Annotated in this window: 20 protein-coding genes; 11 read left to right on the forward strand and 9 right to left on the reverse strand. The window is 40.7% G+C overall.

What is annotated here, in order from left to right; translation table 11 throughout:
• The 7 genes from AA980_RS21325 to AA980_RS21355 form a co-directional block, all read right to left on the reverse strand.
• Window positions 1-1,344: a TldD/PmbA family protein gene (locus AA980_RS21325; RefSeq protein ID WP_024028044.1), complete on the reverse strand. Its 1,344-nt coding sequence runs from the start codon at window positions 1,342-1,344 to the stop codon at window positions 1-3.
• A 4-nt stretch (window positions 1,345-1,348) separates the two neighbouring features.
• Entirely contained in the window at window positions 1,349-2,737 is a 1,389-nt protein-coding gene (locus tag AA980_RS21330; protein ID WP_024028043.1) for a TldD/PmbA family protein, read from the reverse strand.
• Window positions 2,738-2,930: 193 nt separating this feature from the next.
• Window positions 2,931-3,767 (reverse strand): SDR family oxidoreductase, encoded by an 837-nt coding sequence (locus tag AA980_RS21335; protein WP_024028042.1) that lies wholly within the window; start codon window positions 3,765-3,767, stop codon window positions 2,931-2,933.
• A 118-nt stretch (window positions 3,768-3,885) separates the two neighbouring features.
• The gene (locus AA980_RS21340) at window positions 3,886-4,080 is read right to left on the reverse strand and encodes an alpha/beta-type small acid-soluble spore protein (RefSeq protein ID WP_024028041.1); all 195 of its coding nucleotides are present in this window, start codon (window positions 4,078-4,080) and stop codon (window positions 3,886-3,888) included.
• A gap of 100 nt (window positions 4,081-4,180) precedes the next feature.
• Window positions 4,181-5,155: a 2-hydroxyacid dehydrogenase gene (locus tag AA980_RS21345; RefSeq protein WP_024028040.1), complete on the reverse strand. Its 975-nt coding sequence runs from the start codon at window positions 5,153-5,155 to the stop codon at window positions 4,181-4,183.
• A 36-nt stretch (window positions 5,156-5,191) separates the two neighbouring features.
• On the reverse strand, window positions 5,192-6,766 hold the full coding sequence (locus AA980_RS21350) for a PucR family transcriptional regulator (RefSeq protein WP_024028039.1): 1,575 nt from the start codon (window positions 6,764-6,766) through the stop codon (window positions 5,192-5,194).
• Between the two features lie 18 nt (window positions 6,767-6,784).
• Window positions 6,785-7,345 (reverse strand): 4Fe-4S dicluster domain-containing protein, encoded by a 561-nt coding sequence (locus AA980_RS21355; RefSeq protein WP_024028038.1) that lies wholly within the window; start codon window positions 7,343-7,345, stop codon window positions 6,785-6,787.
• Between the two features lie 128 nt (window positions 7,346-7,473).
• Between AA980_RS21355 and AA980_RS21360 the strand changes: the two genes are divergently transcribed.
• From AA980_RS21360 to AA980_RS21405, 10 genes are all read left to right on the forward strand, one after another.
• A complete protein-coding gene (locus tag AA980_RS21360) occupies window positions 7,474-9,525 on the forward strand; it encodes a molybdopterin-dependent oxidoreductase (RefSeq protein WP_034723829.1) in 2,052 nt (683 codons plus the stop codon).
• A gap of 261 nt (window positions 9,526-9,786) precedes the next feature.
• Complete coding sequence (locus tag AA980_RS21365; protein WP_024028036.1) at window positions 9,787-10,020, forward strand: hypothetical protein; 234 nt, start codon at window positions 9,787-9,789, stop codon at window positions 10,018-10,020.
• 1 nt (window position 10,021) lies between these two features.
• The gene (locus AA980_RS25925; RefSeq protein ID WP_024028035.1) at window positions 10,022-10,639 is read left to right on the forward strand and encodes a TorD/DmsD family molecular chaperone; all 618 of its coding nucleotides are present in this window, start codon (window positions 10,022-10,024) and stop codon (window positions 10,637-10,639) included.
• On the forward strand, window positions 10,639-12,840 hold the full coding sequence (locus AA980_RS21375; RefSeq protein WP_024028034.1) for a molybdopterin-dependent oxidoreductase: 2,202 nt from the start codon (window positions 10,639-10,641) through the stop codon (window positions 12,838-12,840). The genes AA980_RS25925 and AA980_RS21375 overlap by 1 nt, the downstream gene beginning before the upstream one ends.
• Window positions 12,841-12,852: 12 nt before the next feature.
• The gene (locus AA980_RS21380; RefSeq protein ID WP_047771928.1) at window positions 12,853-13,413 is read left to right on the forward strand and encodes a 4Fe-4S dicluster domain-containing protein; all 561 of its coding nucleotides are present in this window, start codon (window positions 12,853-12,855) and stop codon (window positions 13,411-13,413) included.
• 2 nt (window positions 13,414-13,415) lie between these two features.
• Window positions 13,416-14,222, forward strand: a complete 807-nt coding sequence (locus AA980_RS21385) for a dimethyl sulfoxide reductase anchor subunit family protein (RefSeq protein ID WP_024028032.1) — start codon at window positions 13,416-13,418, stop codon at window positions 14,220-14,222.
• A 37-nt stretch (window positions 14,223-14,259) separates the two neighbouring features.
• On the forward strand, window positions 14,260-15,345 hold the full coding sequence (locus AA980_RS21390) for a 4Fe-4S binding protein (protein WP_024028031.1): 1,086 nt from the start codon (window positions 14,260-14,262) through the stop codon (window positions 15,343-15,345).
• A gap of 176 nt (window positions 15,346-15,521) precedes the next feature.
• Entirely contained in the window at window positions 15,522-16,832 is a 1,311-nt protein-coding gene (locus tag AA980_RS21395) for a DUF4139 domain-containing protein (protein ID WP_024028030.1), read from the forward strand.
• A 215-nt stretch (window positions 16,833-17,047) separates the two neighbouring features.
• Window positions 17,048-18,304 carry a cell division protein FtsZ gene (gene ftsZ, locus AA980_RS21400; protein ID WP_024028029.1) on the forward strand — a complete coding sequence of 419 codons (1,257 nt, stop codon included), beginning with the start codon at window positions 17,048-17,050 and terminating at the stop codon, window positions 18,302-18,304.
• Between the two features lie 181 nt (window positions 18,305-18,485).
• Window positions 18,486-19,469 carry a proline dehydrogenase family protein gene (locus AA980_RS21405; RefSeq protein WP_024028028.1) on the forward strand — a complete coding sequence of 328 codons (984 nt, stop codon included), beginning with the start codon at window positions 18,486-18,488 and terminating at the stop codon, window positions 19,467-19,469.
• 147 nt (window positions 19,470-19,616) lie between these two features.
• On the opposite strand, the gene AA980_RS21410 is transcribed toward AA980_RS21405, so the two are convergent.
• Window positions 19,617-20,039, reverse strand: coding sequence for a hypothetical protein (locus tag AA980_RS21410; protein WP_024028027.1), 423 nt, complete (start codon window positions 20,037-20,039; stop codon window positions 19,617-19,619).
• Between the two features lie 314 nt (window positions 20,040-20,353).
• Between AA980_RS21410 and AA980_RS21415 the strand changes: the two genes are divergently transcribed.
• A complete protein-coding gene (locus AA980_RS21415) occupies window positions 20,354-21,349 on the forward strand; it encodes a VanW family protein (RefSeq protein WP_034723866.1) in 996 nt (331 codons plus the stop codon).
• An 89-nt stretch (window positions 21,350-21,438) separates the two neighbouring features.
• Here the strand turns inward: AA980_RS21415 and pepF are convergent, their stop codons facing one another.
• Window positions 21,439-23,253, reverse strand: coding sequence for an oligoendopeptidase F (gene pepF / locus AA980_RS21420; protein ID WP_024028025.1), 1,815 nt, complete (start codon window positions 23,251-23,253; stop codon window positions 21,439-21,441).
• Window positions 23,254-23,296 lie beyond the last annotated feature (43 nt).

Genomic DNA, 23,296 nt, shown 5'->3' on the forward strand with positions numbered 1-23,296 from the left:
TTACTCTACTGTAACCGACAACGATTTAACTAAAACCGAAGGGGAGCCGATCGGTGAAAGCGGGAATGTTAAATCAGAGCCAATTTCCTCGACATGCTGCAATAATTGATAAAAGTTACCTGCAATGGTCATTAAATTAACTGGGTATTGTACCTTTCCATCTGCAACATAGAACCCATTTGCGGCAATTGAAAAGTCACCTGAGACTGTGTTGGCGCCTGAATGCAAACCAGATAGACTTGTAATCAAAATACCTTCGTCCATGGTAGCGAGCAAATCTTCAAAGGAGAGATCGGAAGGTTCAATATATAGGTTAGATGGACCGACCTTGACAGCACTTTTATAGGAATCCTTATGGGCATGGCCAGTAGTTTCAGCCTGCTCTTTTTTTGCTGTTTTTTGATTGTGAAGTAAGGATTGCAGCACACCTGACTCTACTAATGTAAGTTTCTTAGTTGCAACTCCTTCACTGTCAAACGTCCTGCTAGCAAGGCCATCTTCAAGGAATGGATCATCAACAATGGTAATCTTATGATTGGCTATCTGTGTTCCGAGCTTATCTTTTAAAGATGAAATCCCTGCTTGTGTATTTTCCGCTGAAAAATTTGGCGAGTATGTTGCCAATAGATTTGCTGCGGCATCATTTCTTAAAAGAACCGGATAGTCCTTGCTAACGATATTCTTTGAACCTAATTGAGAAAGTGCTTCTTCAGCAGCTTTTTTGGCGATTTCCTTTGCATTTAAGTTATGGAAGTCTTTAGACACTGTAAATTCAAATGATGTTTTTGTTTCGTCCCCGTCCTTAACAATCGCTTCCACGATGACATACAAATAATTCATTCCATCCGTTAATGACAAACCTTTATTATTTGAAAGAGATCGCGAAACCGTTTCTGTTCGAATCATGCAATAGTCTGTCGCAACAATTCTTGTATCTAATGCAAGTAGTTCTCGTTCCACATCTTTAATAAATTGTATTTTTTCAGGGATGGTTACTTCATATAAGGCAGTAGAGAAAAAGTTTCCTTGCTCATAGTGACTGCTGCCGGCAAAGATTTCTTCTCTATCTTCATCATTTATGATCAACGTGTTTTCTTTCGCGTTATCCAACAAGAAGGGGATGGAGGCATCGTCGATTTTTTCGGTATAGGCATAGCCCATTTTTCCATTAAATATCCCGCGGAAGGAAATGCCGCCGTCCTCGGCAATTTCATATTGATCAATTTCCCCTTTGAATATTTGGCAGCCAAATACTTCTTTCTTTTCATAATACATTTCAACATCCGTAAAACCGCTGGCTAGTGCCGCACTAAATAGGTTCGCTTGAAATTCCTGTATATTCATGCACTTATTCCCCCTTTGTCCCACCGACGGTAATTTCGCTGACACGGATCATTGGCTGTCCGACGTTAACCGGAATACTTCCACTTAGCGAACCGCACATTCCAGCGCCATGCCCTAAATTATTTCCGACCATATCTACAAGCTGCAAGGTTTTAGGTCCATTTCCGATTAAGGTGGCACCTTTTAATGGCTTACCGAGCTTTCCGTTTTTCACCTCATACGCTTCCATAACCGCAAAGTTATAATCACCTGTAGATGGGTTAACCTGACCGCCGCCCATATATTTGGTATAAATACCATGTTCGGTATTGGCAATGATTTCTTCAGGAGTTGATGTTCCTGGGGCAATATACGTATTTGTCATCCTCGAGGTCGGCGCATAGCGGAAGGATTGTCTTCTTCCCGAACCAGTCGATTCCATGCCCATTCGTCTTGAATTAAATTTATCAATTAAATAGCCTTTGAGAATACCATTTTCAATGAGAACATTTTTGCGCGTCTTTTCACCTTCATCATCAATATTGTTGGAACCCCATTCATTTTGAATCGTGCCGTCATCGATATATGTAACAATGGACGGTGCAACCTTTTCACCAATGCGGTTCGCAAACACAGAGTTGTTTTTCGCAACAGCGGTTGCCTCTAATCCATGGCCACAGGCTTCATGAAAAATAACGCCGCCGAAATCATTATCGATAATCACAGGGAATTTCCCACTTGGACAAGGGCTTGCGTCTAACATCGTCACAGCAATTCGGGCTGCTTCATTCGCAAAATGGTCGATATTTAAATTCTCGAAAAATTCAAAGCCTTGATGGGCGCCCGGTCCATGAAAACCTGTTTCCATTTGATTATCACGCACTGCTACTGCCTGAATCGCCAGCCTTGAACGCACTCGTTTGTCTTCGGCAAATTTCCCTTCCGAATTGGCAATCAGGACATTTTGCTCTTCATCCATGTAACGGACAGTAACCTGTGAAATACTAGAATGGTAGTTTTTTGCCGAATCATAAGCATTTTTCATGATCGATGCCTTGCGGGATTTATCGACCTCTTGCGGGTTGAGATGGATAGGATGGATGTTTTCGACTGACTCGTGAACAAAAGGGGCCAGCTGAATGATTGAATTCCCGCTAATCGCCTGTGCCGCATTTTTAGCTGCTTTCAGAAGACCTTCTTTACTGTGATCGGTTGTATAGGCGTAGACGCTTTGCAATCCTTTAAAAACACGGATGCCAATCCCAAAATCACGCCCGGAAAGGCAGGTTTCAATTTTTCCGCTCTGCAAGGTAAAGTTATTCGTAAAACGATCCTCGACGAAAATCTCCGAAAAATCCCCACCCGTTGATAAAGCTGCTGTCAGTACGTCTTCAATTAAAGATTGACTTAGCATTTTAAACCTCCCAGATTCTTTTTAATAAATAGAAAGATTCTGATTTCTACAGTTAGAATCCACCTATGGGATGATACCTATTTATCATACAACATTTTCTCTATTATGGGTAATTTTACCTCTAAAGTGTTGTGATCATTTGAAAAGGTAAAATAGAAAGAGGGTTTCCTTTTTTGACTTCCGCGATTACAGGTTATTGCTTTAGCTTTTTTATTATTACAGCTTCAATGGTTTTCCAGGGCAGGATGGTTTTTAGCAACAGATTTTTCTTTACACCTTTACCAATCGAATATCTAAGGGCTGGATTTTTCTGCTGTGAGGCAATTTGAGCTACTAGTTTAGCAACCTCCATGGGATTGCCATGTTCTGCTTTTCCGGTTTCCATTTCTTTTAACATACTCTCCATATAGGATTTGTAGGGTGAATCAGTACGGATTTCCATCTGGTCAACGCTAGACCAAATATTGGTTTGATACGACCCCGGTTCGATTATCGATACATCAATCCCAAAAGGTTTGAGCTCAAGTCTTAAGCTTTCGCTATACCCTTCTAGAGCATGCTTGGATGATGTATAAGCAGATAAACCCGGGAATCCGAATCTCCCGCTAATGCTGCCCATGTTGATAATCCTGCCTTGATTTCTAACTCTCATAAAAGGAAGGACTGCATTGGTCACAGCAATCACACCAAAGAAGTTGGTTTCAAATTGCTGCCGGTAATCTTCTAGTGAAAGCTCCTCGCTAAAACCTCCCTGGGCAAAACCTGCATTGTTTACCAGCACATCTACAGATGGATAGTCAGATAGAATCGTTTCAAAGTTATTAATTGAATCAGCCGATGTGACGTCGAGTGGTTGAATATGAATGAATTCAGCCACATTGTTTTCGTTCGCGCGTTCTAGTAATGCTTTAGCTTTATTACTATCTCTCATTGTCGCAATCACCGTAAAGCCCTTCAATGCCAGTTCAATGACGCACAACAAACCAAAGCCGCTCGAGGACCCAGTAACGATTGCTGTTTTTTTGTTCATGTTATCTCCTTTAAAAATCGCCTTTATTTTTATTAAACCTTAATAAAGAGGGAATTGTATAGTATTAAACGAAAAAGGGAGCCCCAATATTGGGACACCCTGATTCGGAAATCGCAGGTTATTGACCTTGTTGATTTCGTAATGATTGTTCAGCTAAAGCGACAAGCCGTTTTGTCATTTCACCGCCAACTGCACCGTTTGCTCGTGCGGTCGTATCAGCACCAAGCTGAACTCCAAACTCGCCCGCAATTTCTTCTTTCATTTGATCCAGAACACTGCCTGCACCCGGAACTAAAAGTTTGTTTCTAGCCATGATCCATCACTCCCGCCGAAGTTTTTTGAGCAATAGAAAAAAATTGCTCATATTTACTTTGTCCTATTTGAAAATACTGATTCGTTTTAAATAGTAACAACTAGTTCAACACATCAGGATTAATCAAATTTTTAGGACGTTTACCAGTTAATCCAGCATGCAGATTCTCGACTGCAAGCTTGGCCATTTTTAGTTCGGTTTCATAGGTTGATGACCCGATATGCGGTGTTGTCACCACATTAGCAAACTGGAGTAGGGGATGGTCCGCCCTTACTGGCTCTGTTTGGTAAACGTCTAAGGCAGCACCATGAATTTCTTTATTTCTTAATGCCTCAATCAGTGCTCTTTCATCAACGGTTTTTCCACGCGAGCCATTGACAAAAATACAGGATTTTTTCATCAATTTAAATTCTCGTTCGCCGATTAAATTCTCTGTTTCAGGTGTCAGCGGGGTCATTAAGCAAACAAAATCGGATTCCTTTAACAATGTATCAAGGTCACAGTATGAAGCATGATATTTTTCCTCGGTCTCTGGGTTCCGAGTGCGATTGTGGTACAAAATCTTCATATCAAAGCCGAAATGCCCGCGTTTAGCGATGGTTGAACCGATTTTTCCCATGCCAATGATACCTAATGTTTTATGGTGAACATCGACTGCATATTGTTCGATGGTTAAATGCTGCTTCCAATTCCCCGCCTTCACAAAGTGATCGAGCTCGGGAATGCGCCTTGCCGCCGCAAGGAGTATGCCGAAGATGGCATCCGCTGTTGTATCTTCTAGAACTCCCGGGGTATGTGTCCCCATAACGCCGCGCTTTGTCATCTCTTCAATCGAGAGGTTATTATAACCTGTTGAGTTATTAGCAACAATTTTTAAATTTGGAGCCCTGTCCAGTAATGCTTTATCTACCGGGAGTGCTAGGCCGACAATGCCTTCCGCCTCTTGGAGGGCCTTTAAAAAAGCTAGATCTGTTTTTGGGTCAATTCCTTCAAAAAAATCTACTTCAAATCTGTCATCTAATTGTTCAAGGGCCTCAGTTAAGACAAAGTTATAGGCAATAATTTTTCTACTCATTAGGAGTGAGCTCCTCTCCGCTTTAGCTTTATCCGTTTATTTTAGCATTTTCATAATTTTAATGGCGACGAATATTTTTAGCATGTCATCAAGCTGATTAAAATCAATATTTAAGATCGATTCAAGCTTTTTTAACCGCTTCCTTAGGGTGTTTGGATGAATATAGAGATGTTCAGCCGTTTGATTAATATCACCATTGTTATAATAAAATACTTCCAATGTTTCAAGGTAAAAATCATCATTTGCTTCATCTATTAGTATGAGTTCCCCCAACGTTTCTTCATAGTATTCATGCAGTAAGTCATTATGAATATTAGAAAGAAGTCTTGCGATTCCAATATCCTCGAAATGCCGAACGGAACTTTTTTTGGTTTCATACTTTCCCAACTCCAGTGCAACCTTTGCTTCATAGAAGCTGCGAAACAACTCCATATTAGACGGGTAATGCCGCCCTAAGCCAATGTGGCATTCCATGTTTGGCTGGGAAAATTCGATCTCCTTTTGAATTTTATTTGCCAAGGAAATCATGAACTCTTTCCGTTTTTTAGGCGTATTGTCACGGTCATCAAAAACAATGATGACAATATTGCCCTGAATAGGGAAGGTGATTGCCTGTAGGAAAGCAGAAGAAACGAGAGAGCGGATTTTCCGGATAATCGCTTCGATATCGATTGTAAATTTTGCAATGTCTGATTTGGCATTTAATCTCATCACCATTAGTTGGGTAGGTATGGTGAAGTCCCAGCCCCATTGCTTCCCCTGTGAGATTAACCCCTGCTCAGATTCTAGATTATTATAGAGAAGATTATAAAGGAAATGCTGTTTATAGGAACGATGTGCCTCCAAAACAGCCTCTTCCTTCATTAAATATGTAACAATTGCTGGAAGGGCATGGGTGATTTGTTCGATACAAATGTCAATCATCATCCCGGGCTGTTCTTGAAACAGGAGATATCCAAAATGCTTTTCTCCAGAATGTAACTGAAAAAGAAGATAATCATCGGCCCCACTTTTTAATAATGAAAAGGTTTCTTGATTGTTTGGTCCATGCTGATTGGCAATGGATTTTAAAAATGGCTCATGGACACTCGTCCAAGCTCCTTCATCTAATGAAAAAATCTGTAACTCCTCATTTACTAATAGGATTTCTTGACCTAGAATAAGCCGAAGACGACGGAGTACCCCTGCCAAACCACTGTCATTTATCAATTGCAGCCAAAAGCTGGTAGATCGTTCCCAAACATAGTGGAAGAGGCCCGATGTTTTAAGCTGCTTTAGGTCAGCAAACTTTTGGATGATACTGTCAGGGTTCGTATCTTTTATCAGTAAGACCGGTTTTTTATAACTGTCAGCGGCGTCACTAGCGGCAGGTGGGATAAATAGGTCATCATTTCCATATATAAGAATTCCTTGGACATATGAAACAGAAAGGTATTCATGCAGCTGGATGACGGTGCTTGCTGATTTTGGAAGTAGGACTAGTGAAGGTTCCTCTAGCCGGATTGAATTATGTTGCATGCTGGTAAATTGCCGAACATTCCCTTCCCAACCGCCAATAATTTCGGCGTGATGAAAGGGGGAGGCGCTTATCATTTCTTGAAAGGTGAGCATAACGTTGAAGTCTCCTTTTTATCTACACCAAAATTGCTGGATATCTTCTTTTTTCTTGTGAAATCGTATTGATGGATTCGTCATCTTTTTCATTTCAAATCCATAAATCGCTTTATCATAATGGCTACTTTGTGGGTCGTTAATGTCAATGATTTCAAGGGCTTTGACCGGACACGCAGACACACATATTGTAGGTTTCCCTTGCAGTTGCCGCTCATAACACATATCGCATTTATCCGCCTTCGCTGTTAGCGGGTTCATTTTTATGGCATCAAAAGGGCAGGTTGTTTCACATTTCCCACACCCAGAACATTTCACCTTATCAATTATGACAACTCCATTAGGCTTCTTCTTAATGGCACCCTCTGGACAAGCAGCCATACATGCCGGGTTTTCACAGTGATTACAAGCCATGGAAAAATGGTGAAAACTATGACCCTTTTTATTTTCTTCATCTTCGAATGAATGGATTTTTCTCCTGAAGGACCCCTCAAGTCCGTGTTCGTTTTTACAGGAAAATTCACAAGAACGACAACCTAAACATTTTTCAGTATGGACAAGAAATCCTAGCTGTTTCATAAAATGATCACCTTTTTGCCTTTCACATCTGGTTTTTCCCTATATACTTAGTATATATGTTTCTTTAAAAGGAATTGAAGATAAATTCAACAAGTTTAGAACAATTTCGACAAGGATAAGGAGGAGGCATGTTGGACCAAACCTATTCGATTACTCGCCATGTATGTCCACGCAATTGCTATAGCTCTTGCAGCATGCTTGGATATACGAAAAACAGACGCCTAATTAAGGTTACAGGTGATCCGAAGCACGGCTATACAAAAGGTTTGTTATGTGCGAAAGGCTATAATTATATCAACAATGTCTATCATCTAGATCGTTTGAAATATCCAATGAGGCAGTACCCGCGCGGCAGCGGGCAATGGCAGCGAATTTCCTGGACAGAAGCGATCGACACCATCGCGGGAAAAGTGATAGAGCTTTACCATCGGTATGATTCCCATTTGTCTTTAGCGCTCAATAAATATTCAGGGAACATGGGAGTACTGCACCATGCCATGGAAGGGTTCTTCAACGGGTTAGGAAGAACTTCAAGAGCCGTTGGCAATCCATGCTGGGCGCCAGGGATGGATGCAATTTATTATGATTATGGAGAACACCAAACATCCGATATGGAAGATATCCTTCATGCGGAAACGATCATTCTTTGGGGGATTAATCCAGTTTGGACATCGATTCATGCGATGAATTATATTTATGAAGCCCAAAAACGGGGGGCAAAGGTCATTACAATCGATCCCGTCTATACGGAGACAGCGAAAAAGTCAGATACCTTTATCCAAATCAAACCCGGGAGTGATGGGGCCATAGCGCTTGCCGTGGCGAAATATATCCTTGAACATAACTTATATGATGCTGAATTTCTTACGGCACATACGAATGGCTGGGGTGAATTACAGGAATATATTCAACCACTTTCAATGGAGGAAGCATTACAGCAATGCGGACAAACGATAGAAGCGATTCAATTCATAGCGGAAAGGCTTGGAAGAAATAAACCCGCCTATATTTGGCTAGGTTTTGGAATGCAGCGCCATCAAAATGGCGGTCAAAATATTCGTGCAGTCAATGCTCTTGCAGCAATCACGGGGAATATTGGGCGCAAGGGGAGTGGAGTTCAGTTCGGACAACGGACTACCTGGAAGTTCACCTATAATATTTTGAACCATTTACCAAGTGATAACCAAAAGGCAGCTGGCGTTCGAGCTTTAGATTTCAATAATTTCGCAAATGATTTGCAAATGCAGCAAGATCCCCCTGTTAAATTTCTTTGGATTACCTGTAGAAATTTAATCACACAGAGTGCGAATATTCAGCAGCTAAAGAAAGCCCTTCAATCAATGGAACTGATTGTGACAGTTGAACATTTTTTAACGGAAACTGCCCAATACTCTGATATTGTTTTGCCTGCGACAACTCAATTTGAAGAGTGGGATCTTGTCGCAAGTTATTGGCACCATTGGATTAGTATAAATCAGCCGGCTATTCCGCCCTATTTTGAAAGTAAGAGCGAGCTTGAAATTGCCCGGATGTTATCCAAAAGGTTAAATGAATTCGAGGCGGATTTTAGTGCCTTTCCAAGTGATTTTACGGATGAGGAATTTATTGAACAGGAATTCACGGATGAGTTTTATCAATCACTCCAGATAGGGGATTGGCGTGAATTACTAAAAGGTCCGCGAAGAGTCGATGTCCCGAAAACAGCATGGGAAGCGTTAGAGTTTAAAACTCCTTCGGGAAAAATTGAACTTTTTTCACAACAGGCGAGTGAAAATCAGCTTTCTCCGTTTGGTATGGCATTGTTAGATAATAGAAAAAGTGAAAATTATCCTTTTACCTTGCTATTAAACCATGAACCTTTTCGGATCAATTCTCAATTTCAAAACTTACCATCCTATAAGCAAATAAATAAAGAGCCATCTATCTATCTTCATCCATCGCTTGCCAAGGAAAAAGGGATTCGTGCAGGTTCCTTGATAAGGATATTTAATGAAAATGGGGAAATTATGATCCGTGCCAGGTACTCTGAAGAGGTAAATCACCATACCTTAGTGATCCATCCGAATCATCCGCTTATTAATAAGCTGCTTGCCTTTACACCTGCTGATATGGGGGAATTCATAACAGGCGGAAAAGGGAATGCTTTAAATGACCTGCAAGTAAATATAGCGAAACTCTAGAAAAAGTATGAATGAGGCTATCTGAGGGCAAAACAGACAAATCCTGTTTGCTATTTAGATAGATATTCATACTTTTTTCACTTATTTGCCCCGATGATTGGAAATGTGTCCAATTCATTGTGAAAATTTGAGCAAACTGTGACAAATATTCCTGATTAATTCTTTTTACACCATCCATTCCGAAAGACTGTAGAGACTTATACATTTGCTCACCATTTAACATGATAAGCTTTATGTATAATCCTGAAGGGAGTTAACACGATGAAGAAAATAGTCCTTTTCCTCCTTATGAATGTGGTAGTCGCGGGGTTACTGCTTGGCTGTCAGCAGCAGGGTAATGAGGATATTAAAGATAAAATTCAATCGGTACCAAATGAAGATTATTTGGGAGAAGCAAATCCTGTCGTGAAAGAAGAGATGAAACTAACAAACGAAGAAAAGCAGGAATTCGAAAAGCTGAAGCAGGAAGTCATCTCCAATAAAGAGGGCAAATAAGATGAACCATTCTGAAATAAAACATTCATGCCTAGAAGAACGGATGTTTATGTATCAACTATTCCTGCATTACTACAGGGGGGATTTATTAAAACTTCCTGCTGCAGAATGGGGAAAACTATTAGAAATACTTGAATGCCAGCCGGCACTACAATCAAATGACTGGGGAAGAAAAGCAGTCCTTCAGCTACAGAACATGACAACCCAAACGCTCGAACCGTTTGAATATGATTTTAACCGCTTGTTTGTCGGACCCAATAAATTATTGGCTTCTCCTTTTGAGTCAAGCTATCAAAACTTCGAAGGTACCGTAATGCAGGCAGAAACATTGAAAGTTCGGAACTTCTATTATTATGAAGGACTGCAGGTAGCCAATGAAGGCGGACTACCAGACGATCATATCCAGTTCGAATTAGAATTTATCCTTCATTTATTAAGCTCTGAAAAAAAGAAGGAAGCTCTACATTTATTTTTGGAAAAACACTTACTAAAATGGGTCGATCAACATTGCGCTCGAATCGAGGAACATAGTCAAAGTCTGATTACCTTAGCGTTTGGCTATATGTTAAAAGGATTTATATTGCTAGAAAAAAGTTTGATAGAAGGCGAGGGTCTATAATGTTGAATGAAACGATTTCAAGGCGGACTTTTATTAAAGGTTCAGTTTCATTAAGTGCATTATTAGGTTTAGGAGCAGCAGGCACACAGGCGCCGAAAGGGTTAATTCCAAAGGCGGCTGCCAAAACAAATGGAAAAGTTGAGCAGTTCTATAATGCTTGTCCACGAAATTGCTATGATACGTGTTCCATTTTAACTACAGTGGAGGACGGCAGAATCACCTTTATTACCGGAAATGAGAAGAACACCTATACGAAAGGGCGCCTTTGTGTGAAAGGGAACACCTATCCACGAGTTGTTTATTCACCAGACCGGATTAAATATCCGATGCGGCAAAAAGGCCGGGGATCAGGAAACTGGGAACGCATTAGCTGGGATGAAGCTTACACGATTATTGCGAAAAAAATCCTTGAGATAAAAAAGGAATACGGCAGTACGTTGCCGATTTGTTTAAATAAATATTCGGGGAACTTCAATATTTTAAACTATGCAACCGAAGGGATGCTTTCAAGTATCGGCTATACAACACGTGCGCAAGGAACACCATGTGATCCTGCGGGCTCTGACGCACAAGGCTTTGATATGGGAGTTGCCTATAACAATGATCCGGAACAATTTCTTGACGCCGATTATATTATTCTTTGGGGTGCCAATCCGTCCTGGACTTCTGCACACTCGATGTATTTTATTGAAGAGGCAAAAGAGAACGGGACAAAGCTGGTCGTGATTGATCCGCTTATAACACAAACAGCTTCGAAAGCGGATGAGTATATTCAAGTGAAAGCAAGTACGGACGGCGCGCTCGCCCTTGGGATGATTCGCTACATCCTTGACAATCAATTATATGACAAAGAGTGGGTGAATCAGAATTCCATTGGTTTTAATGAATTTTTCGCATATGTGAAAAAGAATATTACACTTGATTGGGCTGCAGAAAAAACAGGTGTGCCAAAGCCTGTCATCGAACGTATTGCTCGAGAATACGCAACGGCAAAGCCGGCCAATATTTGGATTGGCTTTGGGATGCAGCGTCATGTGAACGGTGGGGCGATGGTGCGAGCGATAGATGCCCTAGCTGCGATTACAGGCAATATTGGCAAAAAAGGCGGCGGTGTCAATTATATTGGCGGCGAAACATGGGGATTTAATTATCATACGATGAGCTTCGGTGCTCCTGAAGGCAGCGGTGGTGAAGAAGATCGCTTCGTCAACATGAACAACTTTGGAGCACAGGTGTTGGCTGCGAATGAGCCGCCAATTAAGATGATGTGGATTGCCTGCCGAAACCCATTGGCTCAAGATCCAGAACCTACAGTTGTCAAAAAGGCATTTGATCAAATGGATTTAGTCGTAACCGCTGATTTATATATGAATCAGACGGTTGAGTATTCAGATATTGTTCTACCGGTGACAACCCCGTTTGAATCTGTTGGGATTAATGTCAGCTACTGGCACTATTGGATGAATGTCAATGAACAAGCGATTAAACCACTTTATGAAACGAAGAGTGATTTAGAAATTGCGATGGGTTTATCGAAAAAGTTAAATCAAATAGAACCAGGTTCATGTACATTCCCTGTCTCAGGTGACCCGCTTGAATGGGTTGAGAAGGAATTGAATAATGATATTAAGGCGTTGTTCGGTGTAAAAAGCTGGGACGATCTTCGGAAAAACGGCGGTACTGCAAAAGCGAACGAAAGCATAACTGTTGCTTGGAACGATTTAAAATTTAGAACCCCATCTGGCAAGTATGAATTTTATTCTAAAAAGGCTGCCCAGTACGGACATCATCCATTACCTGTTTTTACCGAAGAGTACAAGGCACCAAAGGAATATCCAATCCGTTGTATGTCACCACACTGGAAATTTGGCATTCATAGCCAATTTCAGCATCAGGACTGGCTTATGGCGATTCAGGATCATCCGTTCATTGAAATACATCCAGATTTAGCAAAGACAAGGTCGATTAAGGATGGAGACATCGTAAAGATTATCAATGAAACCGGCTATATGACGCTTCCGGCAAAAATAACAAAGATGGTGCCGGCTGATACGGTTGTCATGTATGAGGGCTGGTGGAAGGGTGTTAATTACACCGAGAATTTTACCGTTAAGGCCTTGGCAGAAGATATGGGTGAATATAAAAAAGGGCAGCGTGGAATCGCCTTTCACGATAACTTTGTAAACATTGAGAAAGCATAAGGAGGAGCTACGATGGCGAAAAAGCTGGGATTTTTAGTAAATATTGAGCGTTGTATCGGCTGCCACGCTTGTGAAATTTCGTGTAAAAGCTTTTATCAGCTTGAACCAAACATGCGAAGGCGCAGGGTAACAGAGTTGCCGGAGGAGCTTGTTGGAACGCCTGTCCGTGCCTTTGTTTCCACGGCTTGTAACCACTGTGATGAGCCGGCTTGTAAAAAGGCTTGTCCAGTAGGTGCCTATACGAAGCGTGAAGATGGGATTGTTGTTCATGATCAAAACATGTGTATTGGCTGCCAAATGTGCGGCAAGGCCTGTCCATATGGTGTGCCGCAGTTTAATCCTGTGAAGAAAAAGATGGATAAATGCAGTATGTGTTATGACCGCTTGGATGTGGGACAATTGCCAATCTGTGTGGAAAAATGTCCGTTGGAGGCCATTCAAATCGTTGACTATAATGAAGTCGAACCTTCAAACTCCGTCAGCGTTGTGCCGACATTTGCCGATCCATCGATAACACACCCAACTACTCATTTTATTTTGCCAAAACCGGGCAAACAAACAAGGAGGTTTTAAGGATGCATGACCTGCCTCTAGTGATTTTTACAATCTTGTCGCAGCTTGTCATTGGCGGATTTGTGACCCTATGGTGGCTTGATAGGAAAAAGTGTCCTATCTCAAGACAATCGGGGCTGATGATCTCCATTTCACTGGTTGTACTTGGCGCTATTTCCGTTCTCATTTCGCTCTTGCATTTAGGTCATCCCTTTGAAGCCTATCGCGCCATTTTAAATATCGGTGTTTCATGGTTAAGTCGTGAAGTCACGTTTTACGGGATGTTTGTTGGCTTAAGTGTTTTATACACCTGGTTTTGGCTTAAGGACGAAGCTGGTAAACGTAGTTTGATTGGGGGAATTGCCTCCGCTATTGGTGTGATCGCCATCTTTTCCTCAGCAAAAATTTATATGATACCAGCGATTCCAGCATGGAACAGTGTTACCACTCTTTTCAGTTTCTTTTTAACATCGCTCATATTAGGACCTTTATTTGTAGGTGCATTTTTAGCGATTCGCGGCGAACTTTCGGCAAATATTTCCGGTATTTCTATTACTGCTTTGATCGCGGCTGCCATTGTGATGGTTGTCTATTTTTCATCATTACAGGGTGGTTTGCCGCAAGCCGTCGAGGCGGCCCGATTGACGACACATCAATTGCTATTTTGGATTAGGCTGTTCACATTCGTTATCGCCTTTGCAATCCTTACCTTTACTTTTAAAAATCAGTACAAACAGAATAATATCATTTATTCGCTCGTATTCGTCATTCTATTTGTCAGCGAATTTCTTGCCCGGTTCCAATTTTATGAAACAGCTATTCATTTATAAGTAGAAAGGGCTTCGCACTGAGAGGAGGTCAAGACTAATGAATCTTTTCAAATTAGTTAATGTGATTGAAAAAGGAATGTCAGGACTGAATATCGAACAAAACCTATGTACACGGTTAATTTCACCCAAAAGCACCTGTCAGAGCTGTGTAGCTAATTGTCCAACGAACAGCATTACGTTCAAAAATAACAAAATTGAAATTGATGACCAATGTGTTGAATGCGGCCTTTGCACAACCGTTTGTCCTACGAGTGCTCTTTCATCACAACGACCTTCGCTCAATCAACTTGTAACAACTATTATTCAGATGTGCGAACAGAATGAAAAAGTCTACTTGAGTTGTGATAAAATGCAAATTTCTAATTCGGAAATTGCAGCGGTGACAGTCCCTTGCTTAGGGATGATTCCTAGAGAGGTCTGGGTTAGTATTAGCAGCGTCTGTGACAATCTTTCTATCTATCAATCTGAAAAGAGCTGTCGCGATTGTGAGGTCACAATGGGCGAAGCTGTTTGGCGGAGTGAGATGGGAGCCGGAGAAGCAATGTCAGAAAAGCAGTTGTTCGTCACGTCAACAATTCAGCCATCTAAGGAGAAAACGCAGTTTAATAATGGCAGGCGGACGTTCTTTACTAGATTAGTAAGTGAAATCAAGACAACGAATAAGCATGCGCTTCGCGTGGAATTAGGCGGTGCTGGAATTCAAACTTATCAAGAAAAGCTGCAGGATCATCCTGTTAAAAACCTGAAAAAAGAATGGACAGCGGTAACAAACAGGATTGTCGAAAGGTTCACAAATGAATCGGCATTTCCATATTTGAATAAGCGCAACCTATTTCTAGCTGAATTACAGAAAAATGAAGACTTAAAAAAACGGAAAGATTGCCGATTACCGACTATTTTACCAGACTGTAATTTTTGCGGAGCCTGTACCATCCTTTGTCCGACCAGTGCATTAACCCTAGAGAACGCGAATAGGACCACCAGAATTAACCTTGAACCCGCTAAATGTATCGATTGTCATCTGTGCGAAGAGATTTGCTTTTTCCAACATATTTCCTTGCAAGACGAACCGAATCATAAACTGTTGACCAAAACGATTGTGCTTGCAGAGAAATGGAACTGACAAATTGGATTTAATCTGTTATATAGACTAAGAGGAAAAGCTCACATCTAATAGTGGGCTTTTTTTGTCGTTGTATATCTAAAAATTCCGTTTATTTTACAGGAAGTTTTGGCGGAACGATGGATATTTATGTTAAAATGTGTATAAATATCTTAATTACTGGGAGGAATCAAATTATGGTCTACAAATCTTCTTCTGCTAATACTCAAAACCTATCATTAACGATTTATAATGCCAATTTTGCAGTTGTGAAAGAGACGAGGGATTATGCACCGCAGGAGAATGAGACCATTGTTCATTATTTAGATGTTGCCAAAAAGATTGAAACCGATTCTATCATTGTTGCCGGTGTTGAAGTGCAAGAGTTGAACTATGATTTTGATTTAGTAGATAAATCAAAGCTGCTGGAGAAGTATATGGATCACACGGTTCTTTTACAAGATAGTAAAACGAAAGAAAAAGCCGAGTATCGCTTGCTAAGTGTGAGTGGCGGACTTGTTTTGGAAAATGCCGCCACGAAAGAAATTGTCCTTGATCCAGCCGGGGAGATTATTTTACCAAAACTTCCCAATGAATTAATTGTTAAACCTGCACTTATCTGGAAAGTGGTCCCATCAAACTCTAAATCTATCAATGTATCTTACATAACAAAAGGGATTAGCTGGGAAACTAATTATGTGCTCAAACTTAAAAATGAGACATTTGACCTTAGTGGATGGGTAGAAATCGATAATTTTTCAGGAGCTGCTTTTCATGATGCTAAGCTAAAGGTTTTAGCTGGCGATGTGAACCGGGCAGAAGAGGGAAGAGTTTACGATATAGAGCCAGTTGTTTATAGCCTCACGAATTTGGAAGAACATTTTGAAGATAAGCCATTCGCAGACTACCATATTTATACGTTAAAAGGAACGACCACCTTAAAGGATAATCAGAAAAAACAAATTAAGTTTATCCATGTTGAAAATGGTACCTTTAAACGCTACTACGAGTTTGATTCCTATAGTGAAAATCCGAAAGTCATGCTCGAGATCAAGAATTCTGTGCTTAATCGAATGGGAATCCCTCTGCCTAAAGGGAAGATTAAAGTCTATCAAGACGACTGCGAAGAGAATACGACTGAATTTATCGGCGAAGACCGTATTTCCCACACCACGAAGGATGAAAACATTTCCTTATATATTGGCAATGCCTTTGATATTGTTTGTGAAAGCAAAATCTTAAAACGCTATAAAATGAAAAACTACGAATACGAAAAGCATGAATATATTTTGAAAAACCGAAAGAGTGAAAGCGTCCTGATTAAAATTAACCATAACATTAGTGACCGTTTTTGGAAGATTGAGGAATCAACTGATGAGTTTAAATCAGTAGACGCCAACCATATCGAATTTTGGGCAGAGGTAGCGTCAGGGGAAGAGAAAACGATCAGTTTCGGTATTACCAGTGACCGTTCCATTTACATGGAGATTAAGAAGTCTGACGATTAATAATCGCTGAAAATGAAATGTCGGGAAACATCCAACTAACGATTTGGATGTTTCATGGCATTTTTTTAAAAGGAATGTCCTGCGGACTATATAAAAAACGCTATTATATTGGTAAAATATCTAAATATAGAGTTTTTTTATTGTAAAGCTACTAAATCAGAAAAAATTATCGCTAAATTATTTATAATAGTGAATGGAAATTAGGAGGAAGAATTATGTGGGACATGGACATAGATCAAGCAGCAAAAATTAAAGTAATTGGTGTAGGCGGCGGCGGAAATAACGCCGTGAACCGAATGATTGAGGATGGTGTTCAAGGTGTTGAATTTATTGCAGTGAATACCGATGCCCAAGCACTTAACTCATCGAAGGCCGGGATAAGGATGCAAATTGGTGCGTCATTAACAAGAGGCTTAGGAGCAGGGGCAAATCCGGAAATTGGCAGGAAAGCAGTGGAAGAGAGCAGAAGTCAGCTTCAAGAAGTTTTAAAGGGTGCCGACATGGTTTTCGTAACAGCTGGAATGGGCGGGGGAACGGGAACAGGAGCTGCGCCGGCAATAGCAGAAATATCCCATGAGCTTGGTGCCCTAACGATAGGAGTTGTAACGCGTCCGTTTGGATTTGAAGGGCATAAGCGCCGATTAAATGCTGTCAGCGGCATTGAGTTAATGAGGCAAGCGGTTGATACCTTAATTATTGTCCCAAATGACCGCTTATTACAGATTGTCGATAAAAGAACACCGATGGTTGAAGCATTCCGGGAAGCGGATAATGTTCTTCGTCAGGGTGTGCAGGGTATTTCCGACTTAATTGCTGTTCCGGGATTAATTAATCTTGATTTTGCTGATGTGAAAGCGATTATGTCGAATCAAGGCACGGCATTAATGGGGATTGGGGTGGCAAAGGGGGAAAATCGTGCTGTGGATGCAGCCAAAAAGGCGATATCGAGCCCCCTGCTTGAAACATCTATCGATGGAGCCCAAGGCGTTTTAATGAACATAACAGGCGGCAGTAATTTAAGTCTGTTTGAAGTGCAAGCGGCTGCGGATATTGTCGCTTCGGCAGCTGACAAGGAATTGAACATGATCTTCGGGTCGAGCATTAACGATAACTATAAGGATGAAATCATGATAACAGTCATTGCCACTGGATTTATGGATAAGGAGAAACCATCTTCCAAATCCTCTAGGGAAGCACTGCCAAAGTCAAATTTTCAAGGACAGCCTAGACGTGAAAGACCTAAAGTAGAGGAACCAGTAAATTATTATGGGTGGCAAGAATCAGAGAAACCAGCACATGGAAACGTCCGCGGGCAATGGGACTATCCTGAAGAAACGCTGTATAATAATGAGGATAATAAACAAGAGACAAGAGAACCATACAGAGAAAGCAGCCGGTACGGTCAAGAGACGGAAAATTCACTGGATATCCCTGCTTTCTTGCGGAATCGAAACAGAAGGAATAAATATTAAATGATAATTGGGTGTCAGGTGCCAAGTATGCCTGACACCCTTTTGTGTGCCGTTCAAATCTTCCAAACCTTTGAATATTACCATTTCTCATAATATTAAATTGGAAATATTCGCAAAATAATTTTTATTGAAAGCGTATGCTATAATAAACTAGTAAATTTAACTGCAAGGAGAAATCGCTATGTTAAAAGATTTTTTCATGGGTTTATCCCAAAATCAATTTCTTAATAATACAGCTAAAAAGTATGGGTTAAAAATGGGAGCCCAAACCGTTGTTGCCGGCACCAATATAGAAGAAGCCATCAGAAGTATTAAAGAGCTTAATGCCCACGGAATCTCTTGTACTGTTGATAACTTAGGAGAATTCGTCTTTAAAGAAGAAGAAGCGGTAGAAGCGAAAGAACAAATTCTTAAGGTTATTGAAGCGATTTATAAGAATCAAGTGGATGCACATATTTCTTTGAAACCGACACAATTAGGATTGGATATTGACTATCACTTTTGCTTAAACAACGTCAAAGAAATTGTCGACAAGGCAAACAATTATGGGATTTTTGTTAATATCGATATGGAAGACTACAGCCACCTGCAGCCGACTTTTGATCTTTTAGATGATCTTTCACTTGAATATGAGAATGTCGGAACGGTTATTCAGTCTTACTTCCGCCAGGCACAAGAATATCTTGAAAAATATCGGAACTTCCGGATTCGGATTGTAAAAGGTGCCTATAAAGAGTCCGATGAAATCGCTTACCCAGATAAAAAAGATATCGATGCGAACTTTATTAAGATTACTGAATGGCATCTGCTTAACGGAAAATTTACATCGATTGCCACTCATGATCATCAAATCATTAATCATATAAAGGAATTTGTTAAAAAGAACAACATTCCCAAAGAAAAATTCGAATTTCAAATGCTTTATGGGTTCAGAAAAGATCTTCAGTTAAAACTAGCAAGCGAAGGATACAACTTCTGTACTTATGTACCATTTGGAAATGACTGGTATGGCTATTTCATGAGACGTCTTGCAGAAAGACCGCAAAACTTAAATCTTGTCGCCAAACAAGTATTTAACAAAAAAACCAATACAATCCTCGGCGTAGCGGCAGGAGCGTTTTTATTGGGGAGAATGACGAAAAAGAAGAGTAATAGACGTAAATAAATTCACGATTAGTCAGCTTATTATCGATAAAGCAGGGAACAAAAAAACCGTTGGACTTAAATCCTAGCGGTTTTTTGTTGTCAGCTCTTAATATTTAAAAAAAAGAACCTTGCCAATGTATGTTAATTTTTGTTAACCACAAAGGTATCAGGCGCGTAAGTTTACTGAATTATATGAAGATTCATTGTCATCCCATTGAAAAATTCCTTCTTGCAGTTTAATTATGGTATCAAAGGGGCGTGTGATGGGGATGTTCGCTTCAAGATATTCGTCAATGCTAGTTCTTTCTTGGTCCATTAATTGCTTTTTTAGAAGAAGCATATCCACCTTAGATGCAATCCGAATGATTTTATCAAGTGTAATCTTCTTTTCACTTATTCCATGGCTATTACATATGCTTGTTTGAAAACTTTTATTATACTGAATCATCATTTGTAAATCATTGATACTAGCTACACCAAAAACCTCTTTTATTACATCCTCATATCGAAGTTGGGTGCCAGTTGCAAATTTCACAATATTCTTCTCAGGGTTTTCCAAGAAATAAACTGTTTCAATTGAATGTTCCATGAAAAAAACCTCCTTTTACATTTATTTCTTCATCAAGGCTGAAAAAGCGAATCAGATATTTCCATTATACCATATAATAATTTTCTTTGCTCGGAGCATCGTGTATTTTGTAGATTTATGTCGAAATCGCAACTAAAATACAGAAAGTTCCTTTGTTGGTTGTATTTGCAAATTAAAAGAGGAGTTATAGTAATATCGACATGCTGGAAGGAATAGGATAGGTGAGTGGGAGCCGAAGGGCCCCATCTAAATTTTTTATATGATTGTTACTAAGAAACCATTTAATGAAAGGATAAGTGGAGAAGTTGTGGAAAATCCAAAAGCGGACGTGGATCCTGTCCATTTTTTTAATTAGCAGTTTAGTTGGGTTGGCTGGGTGTACAGAAAAAACGGTGAAAGATAAGTCTTTAGAAGGAAGTGTAACCGAGCCGCAACAGCAGCCTGAAAGGAAGCCCCAGGAGGAACCGAAGAAGGAAGAGGAACCAAAGCCTGTTGTGGTAAATGTTATCGACCCTATTACGAAGGATCTAGTCAAATCCTTTCTTCCTGTTGATTTAGGGTTTGGTAATGAAAATGACACATATAAAAAGGAAATGGAAAAGTGGGCCAAGGAACTGGCGCGGGGGACGGATCAATCGCCTGGGTATGACCAACGGATGATTTTAGATAAGCTGGACGCCAATGGACAGATTATTAAAGGAAAGCCAAAAATCATTTTAGAGGAATCCGAGTTGGTTGAAAAGCTGATGGCGGCATCGGTAGTCGGTGGTGATGTCGAGTTGCCATTATATGTGACTGAAAGCGGCTATAAGCCGGAAGACGCTGCCCATTTAGATGAAGTAGCTGTCGCATCCTATACAACAAAATTCAATAGCGCGGTCGTTGGCCGGTCAAAAAATATTGAGATCTCAGCACAAGCAATTAATAATATCATTGTTGGCACCGGGGATATTTTTTCATTTAATACAACTGTGGGCCCGAGCGATGCCGCCCATGGATATCAAATAGCGAAAGAAATTGTCAACAAGAAATTAGTTGATGGAGTCGGCGGGGGCATTTGCCAAACATCTTCGACTTTGTTCAATACCGTAGACAAATTAGGTGTAAAGTATGTAGAGAAACATCATCATTCCTTATCTGTCGGCTATGTGCCTGCAGGAAGGGATGCGACCGTTTCCTATGGCGGTCCCGACTTTCAGTTTCAAAACACAACAGGAGTTCCATTCCTAATAAAAACCATCTACGGAAAAGGCACATTAACAATCGAAATACGAACAACAAACGCCTACCAAAGCCAGCTTAAGAATTAAGTGTTATTAAGTGTTATTAAGTGGGTCATTTAGGGTGTCAGGCACCATGTGAAAAATTCACATGGTGCCTGACACCTTTATTCCCGTTCTTATTGATATGAACGTTCTAACTCATCAATTAAGGAGCCAACATATGCAACTGCCTTGCGGATTGGGTCTGGTGTTGACATATCTATGCCTGCGTGTTTTAAGAGCTCCACTGGCTTCATTGTTCCGCCGGCTCGTAGTACATCAAGCCATCTATCAACGGCAGGCTGGCCTTCTTCTTGGATCATTTGCGCAACAGCGGTCGATGCGGTTAAGCCTGCGGAGTATGTGTATGGATATAGGCCCATATAATAATGTGGCTGGCGCATCCAAGTCAAGCCCGCTCCTTCATCAATTTCAACAGAGTCTCCCCAGAATTCGGAAAGAACCGCCCCGGTGGTTTCAGTTAATGTCTGTGCTGTAAGGGCTTTGCCAGCTTCAGCAAGTGCATACACCCTGCGCTGGTATTCCGCCTCAAGTAAATGGGTGACAAAGTTGTGATAATAGGTTCCTAGCAACTGCAGGATTACCCAGCGGCGCATTTGCTTATCTTCCGTCCTGGCGAGTAAATGCTGCCCTAATAACATTTCATTCATCGTTGAAGGAGCTTCGACGAAATACATGGAGGGACGGACATTCATAATTCGTTGATTTTTATTTGCTAAATAGAAATGTCCCGCATGGCCGAATTCGTGTGCAAGGGTGAAGCAGCCGCGCATGTTGTCCTGCCAAGTAATGAGAATATATGGATGCGCACCATATGGACTGGAACAGAATGCACCGGTTGATTTCCCAACATTATCGGCGAGGTCAACCCATCTTTCTTTAAAACCACGCTCGATAATAGCACAGTATTCTGGTCCCATTACTTGGAGAGAGTCCAAGATTACTTGACTAGCCTCTTCATAAGTTGTTTTCGGATTGAAATCCGGGTCAAGAGGGGCCTTCAAATCACAGAACAACAGCTTGTCAAGGCCTAAAACCTTTTGCTTTAATTGAGCAAAGCGGCGCATATGCGGTGCTAACTCTTTATAGATGATGTCAATCTGATTGTTGTACATATCAAGTGTTACTTGCTGCGGTTCCAACAGCATATGTGTAACAGACTCATACTTCCGCAGCCGGGCGAGGGTTACTTGTTTATTCACTTCAGCAGCATAGGTAGCGGCCATGGTATTTTTATACTGCTTTAACGATGAAACAAACGAGTTGTATGCTTTTCTGCGAATGTCTGTATCAGCTGAGAATTCGTAACGGCTCTCAAATAAGGCAAACGATACAGGGAGCTCATTTCCTTCTGCATCCTCAATCGAAGAAAAGTCCATATCAGCTAATTTGGTCATTTGATAAATTTGGTATGGAGAACCCTGTAGTTCACCAAGTGCTGCCATTGCTTCTTCCGTTTCTTGTGAAAGGATATGTTTTTTTGTTTCAAGGAGCTCGGAGAGATTTTTTCGGAAATCTTCAAGTCTAGGTTCTTCCTGAAGGTATTTTTCGACTGTCCCTTCCGTAAGTGAAAGAATTTCACTGTTAATAAACGACATGGCCGCCATACTTTTTGTACGAAGGGCTGAAAATTTTGCTGTATTTGCCTGGTTAAGCGAGTCGGTTCCATCGGCCGATTGCTTTAAGCTTGCAAAGGTCCCGGCCGTTATTAATTTCATCAACAGCTGTTCTTGGGCACTTAAACAATCAAGTAATGCAATTGGACCAGTATGTAAGGTACCTTTATATTTCTCAAACTTTGCGACTTCTTGGTCTATCACAATTAATTCTGCTTCCCAAGCCTGTTCAGACGGGAATAAATCCACGAGGTTCCATGTCAATTCCTCCGGTACTTCAGCACGGGTAAGCCTTTTTTCAACTTTTTTTTTCATTTGTCATTCCTCCCTACTATTTCGTACTACTAAATATTATCAT

The organism is Neobacillus vireti (assembly GCF_001026695.1).
Taxonomy (GTDB): Bacteria; Bacillota; Bacilli; order Bacillales; family Cytobacillaceae; genus Neobacillus; species Neobacillus vireti.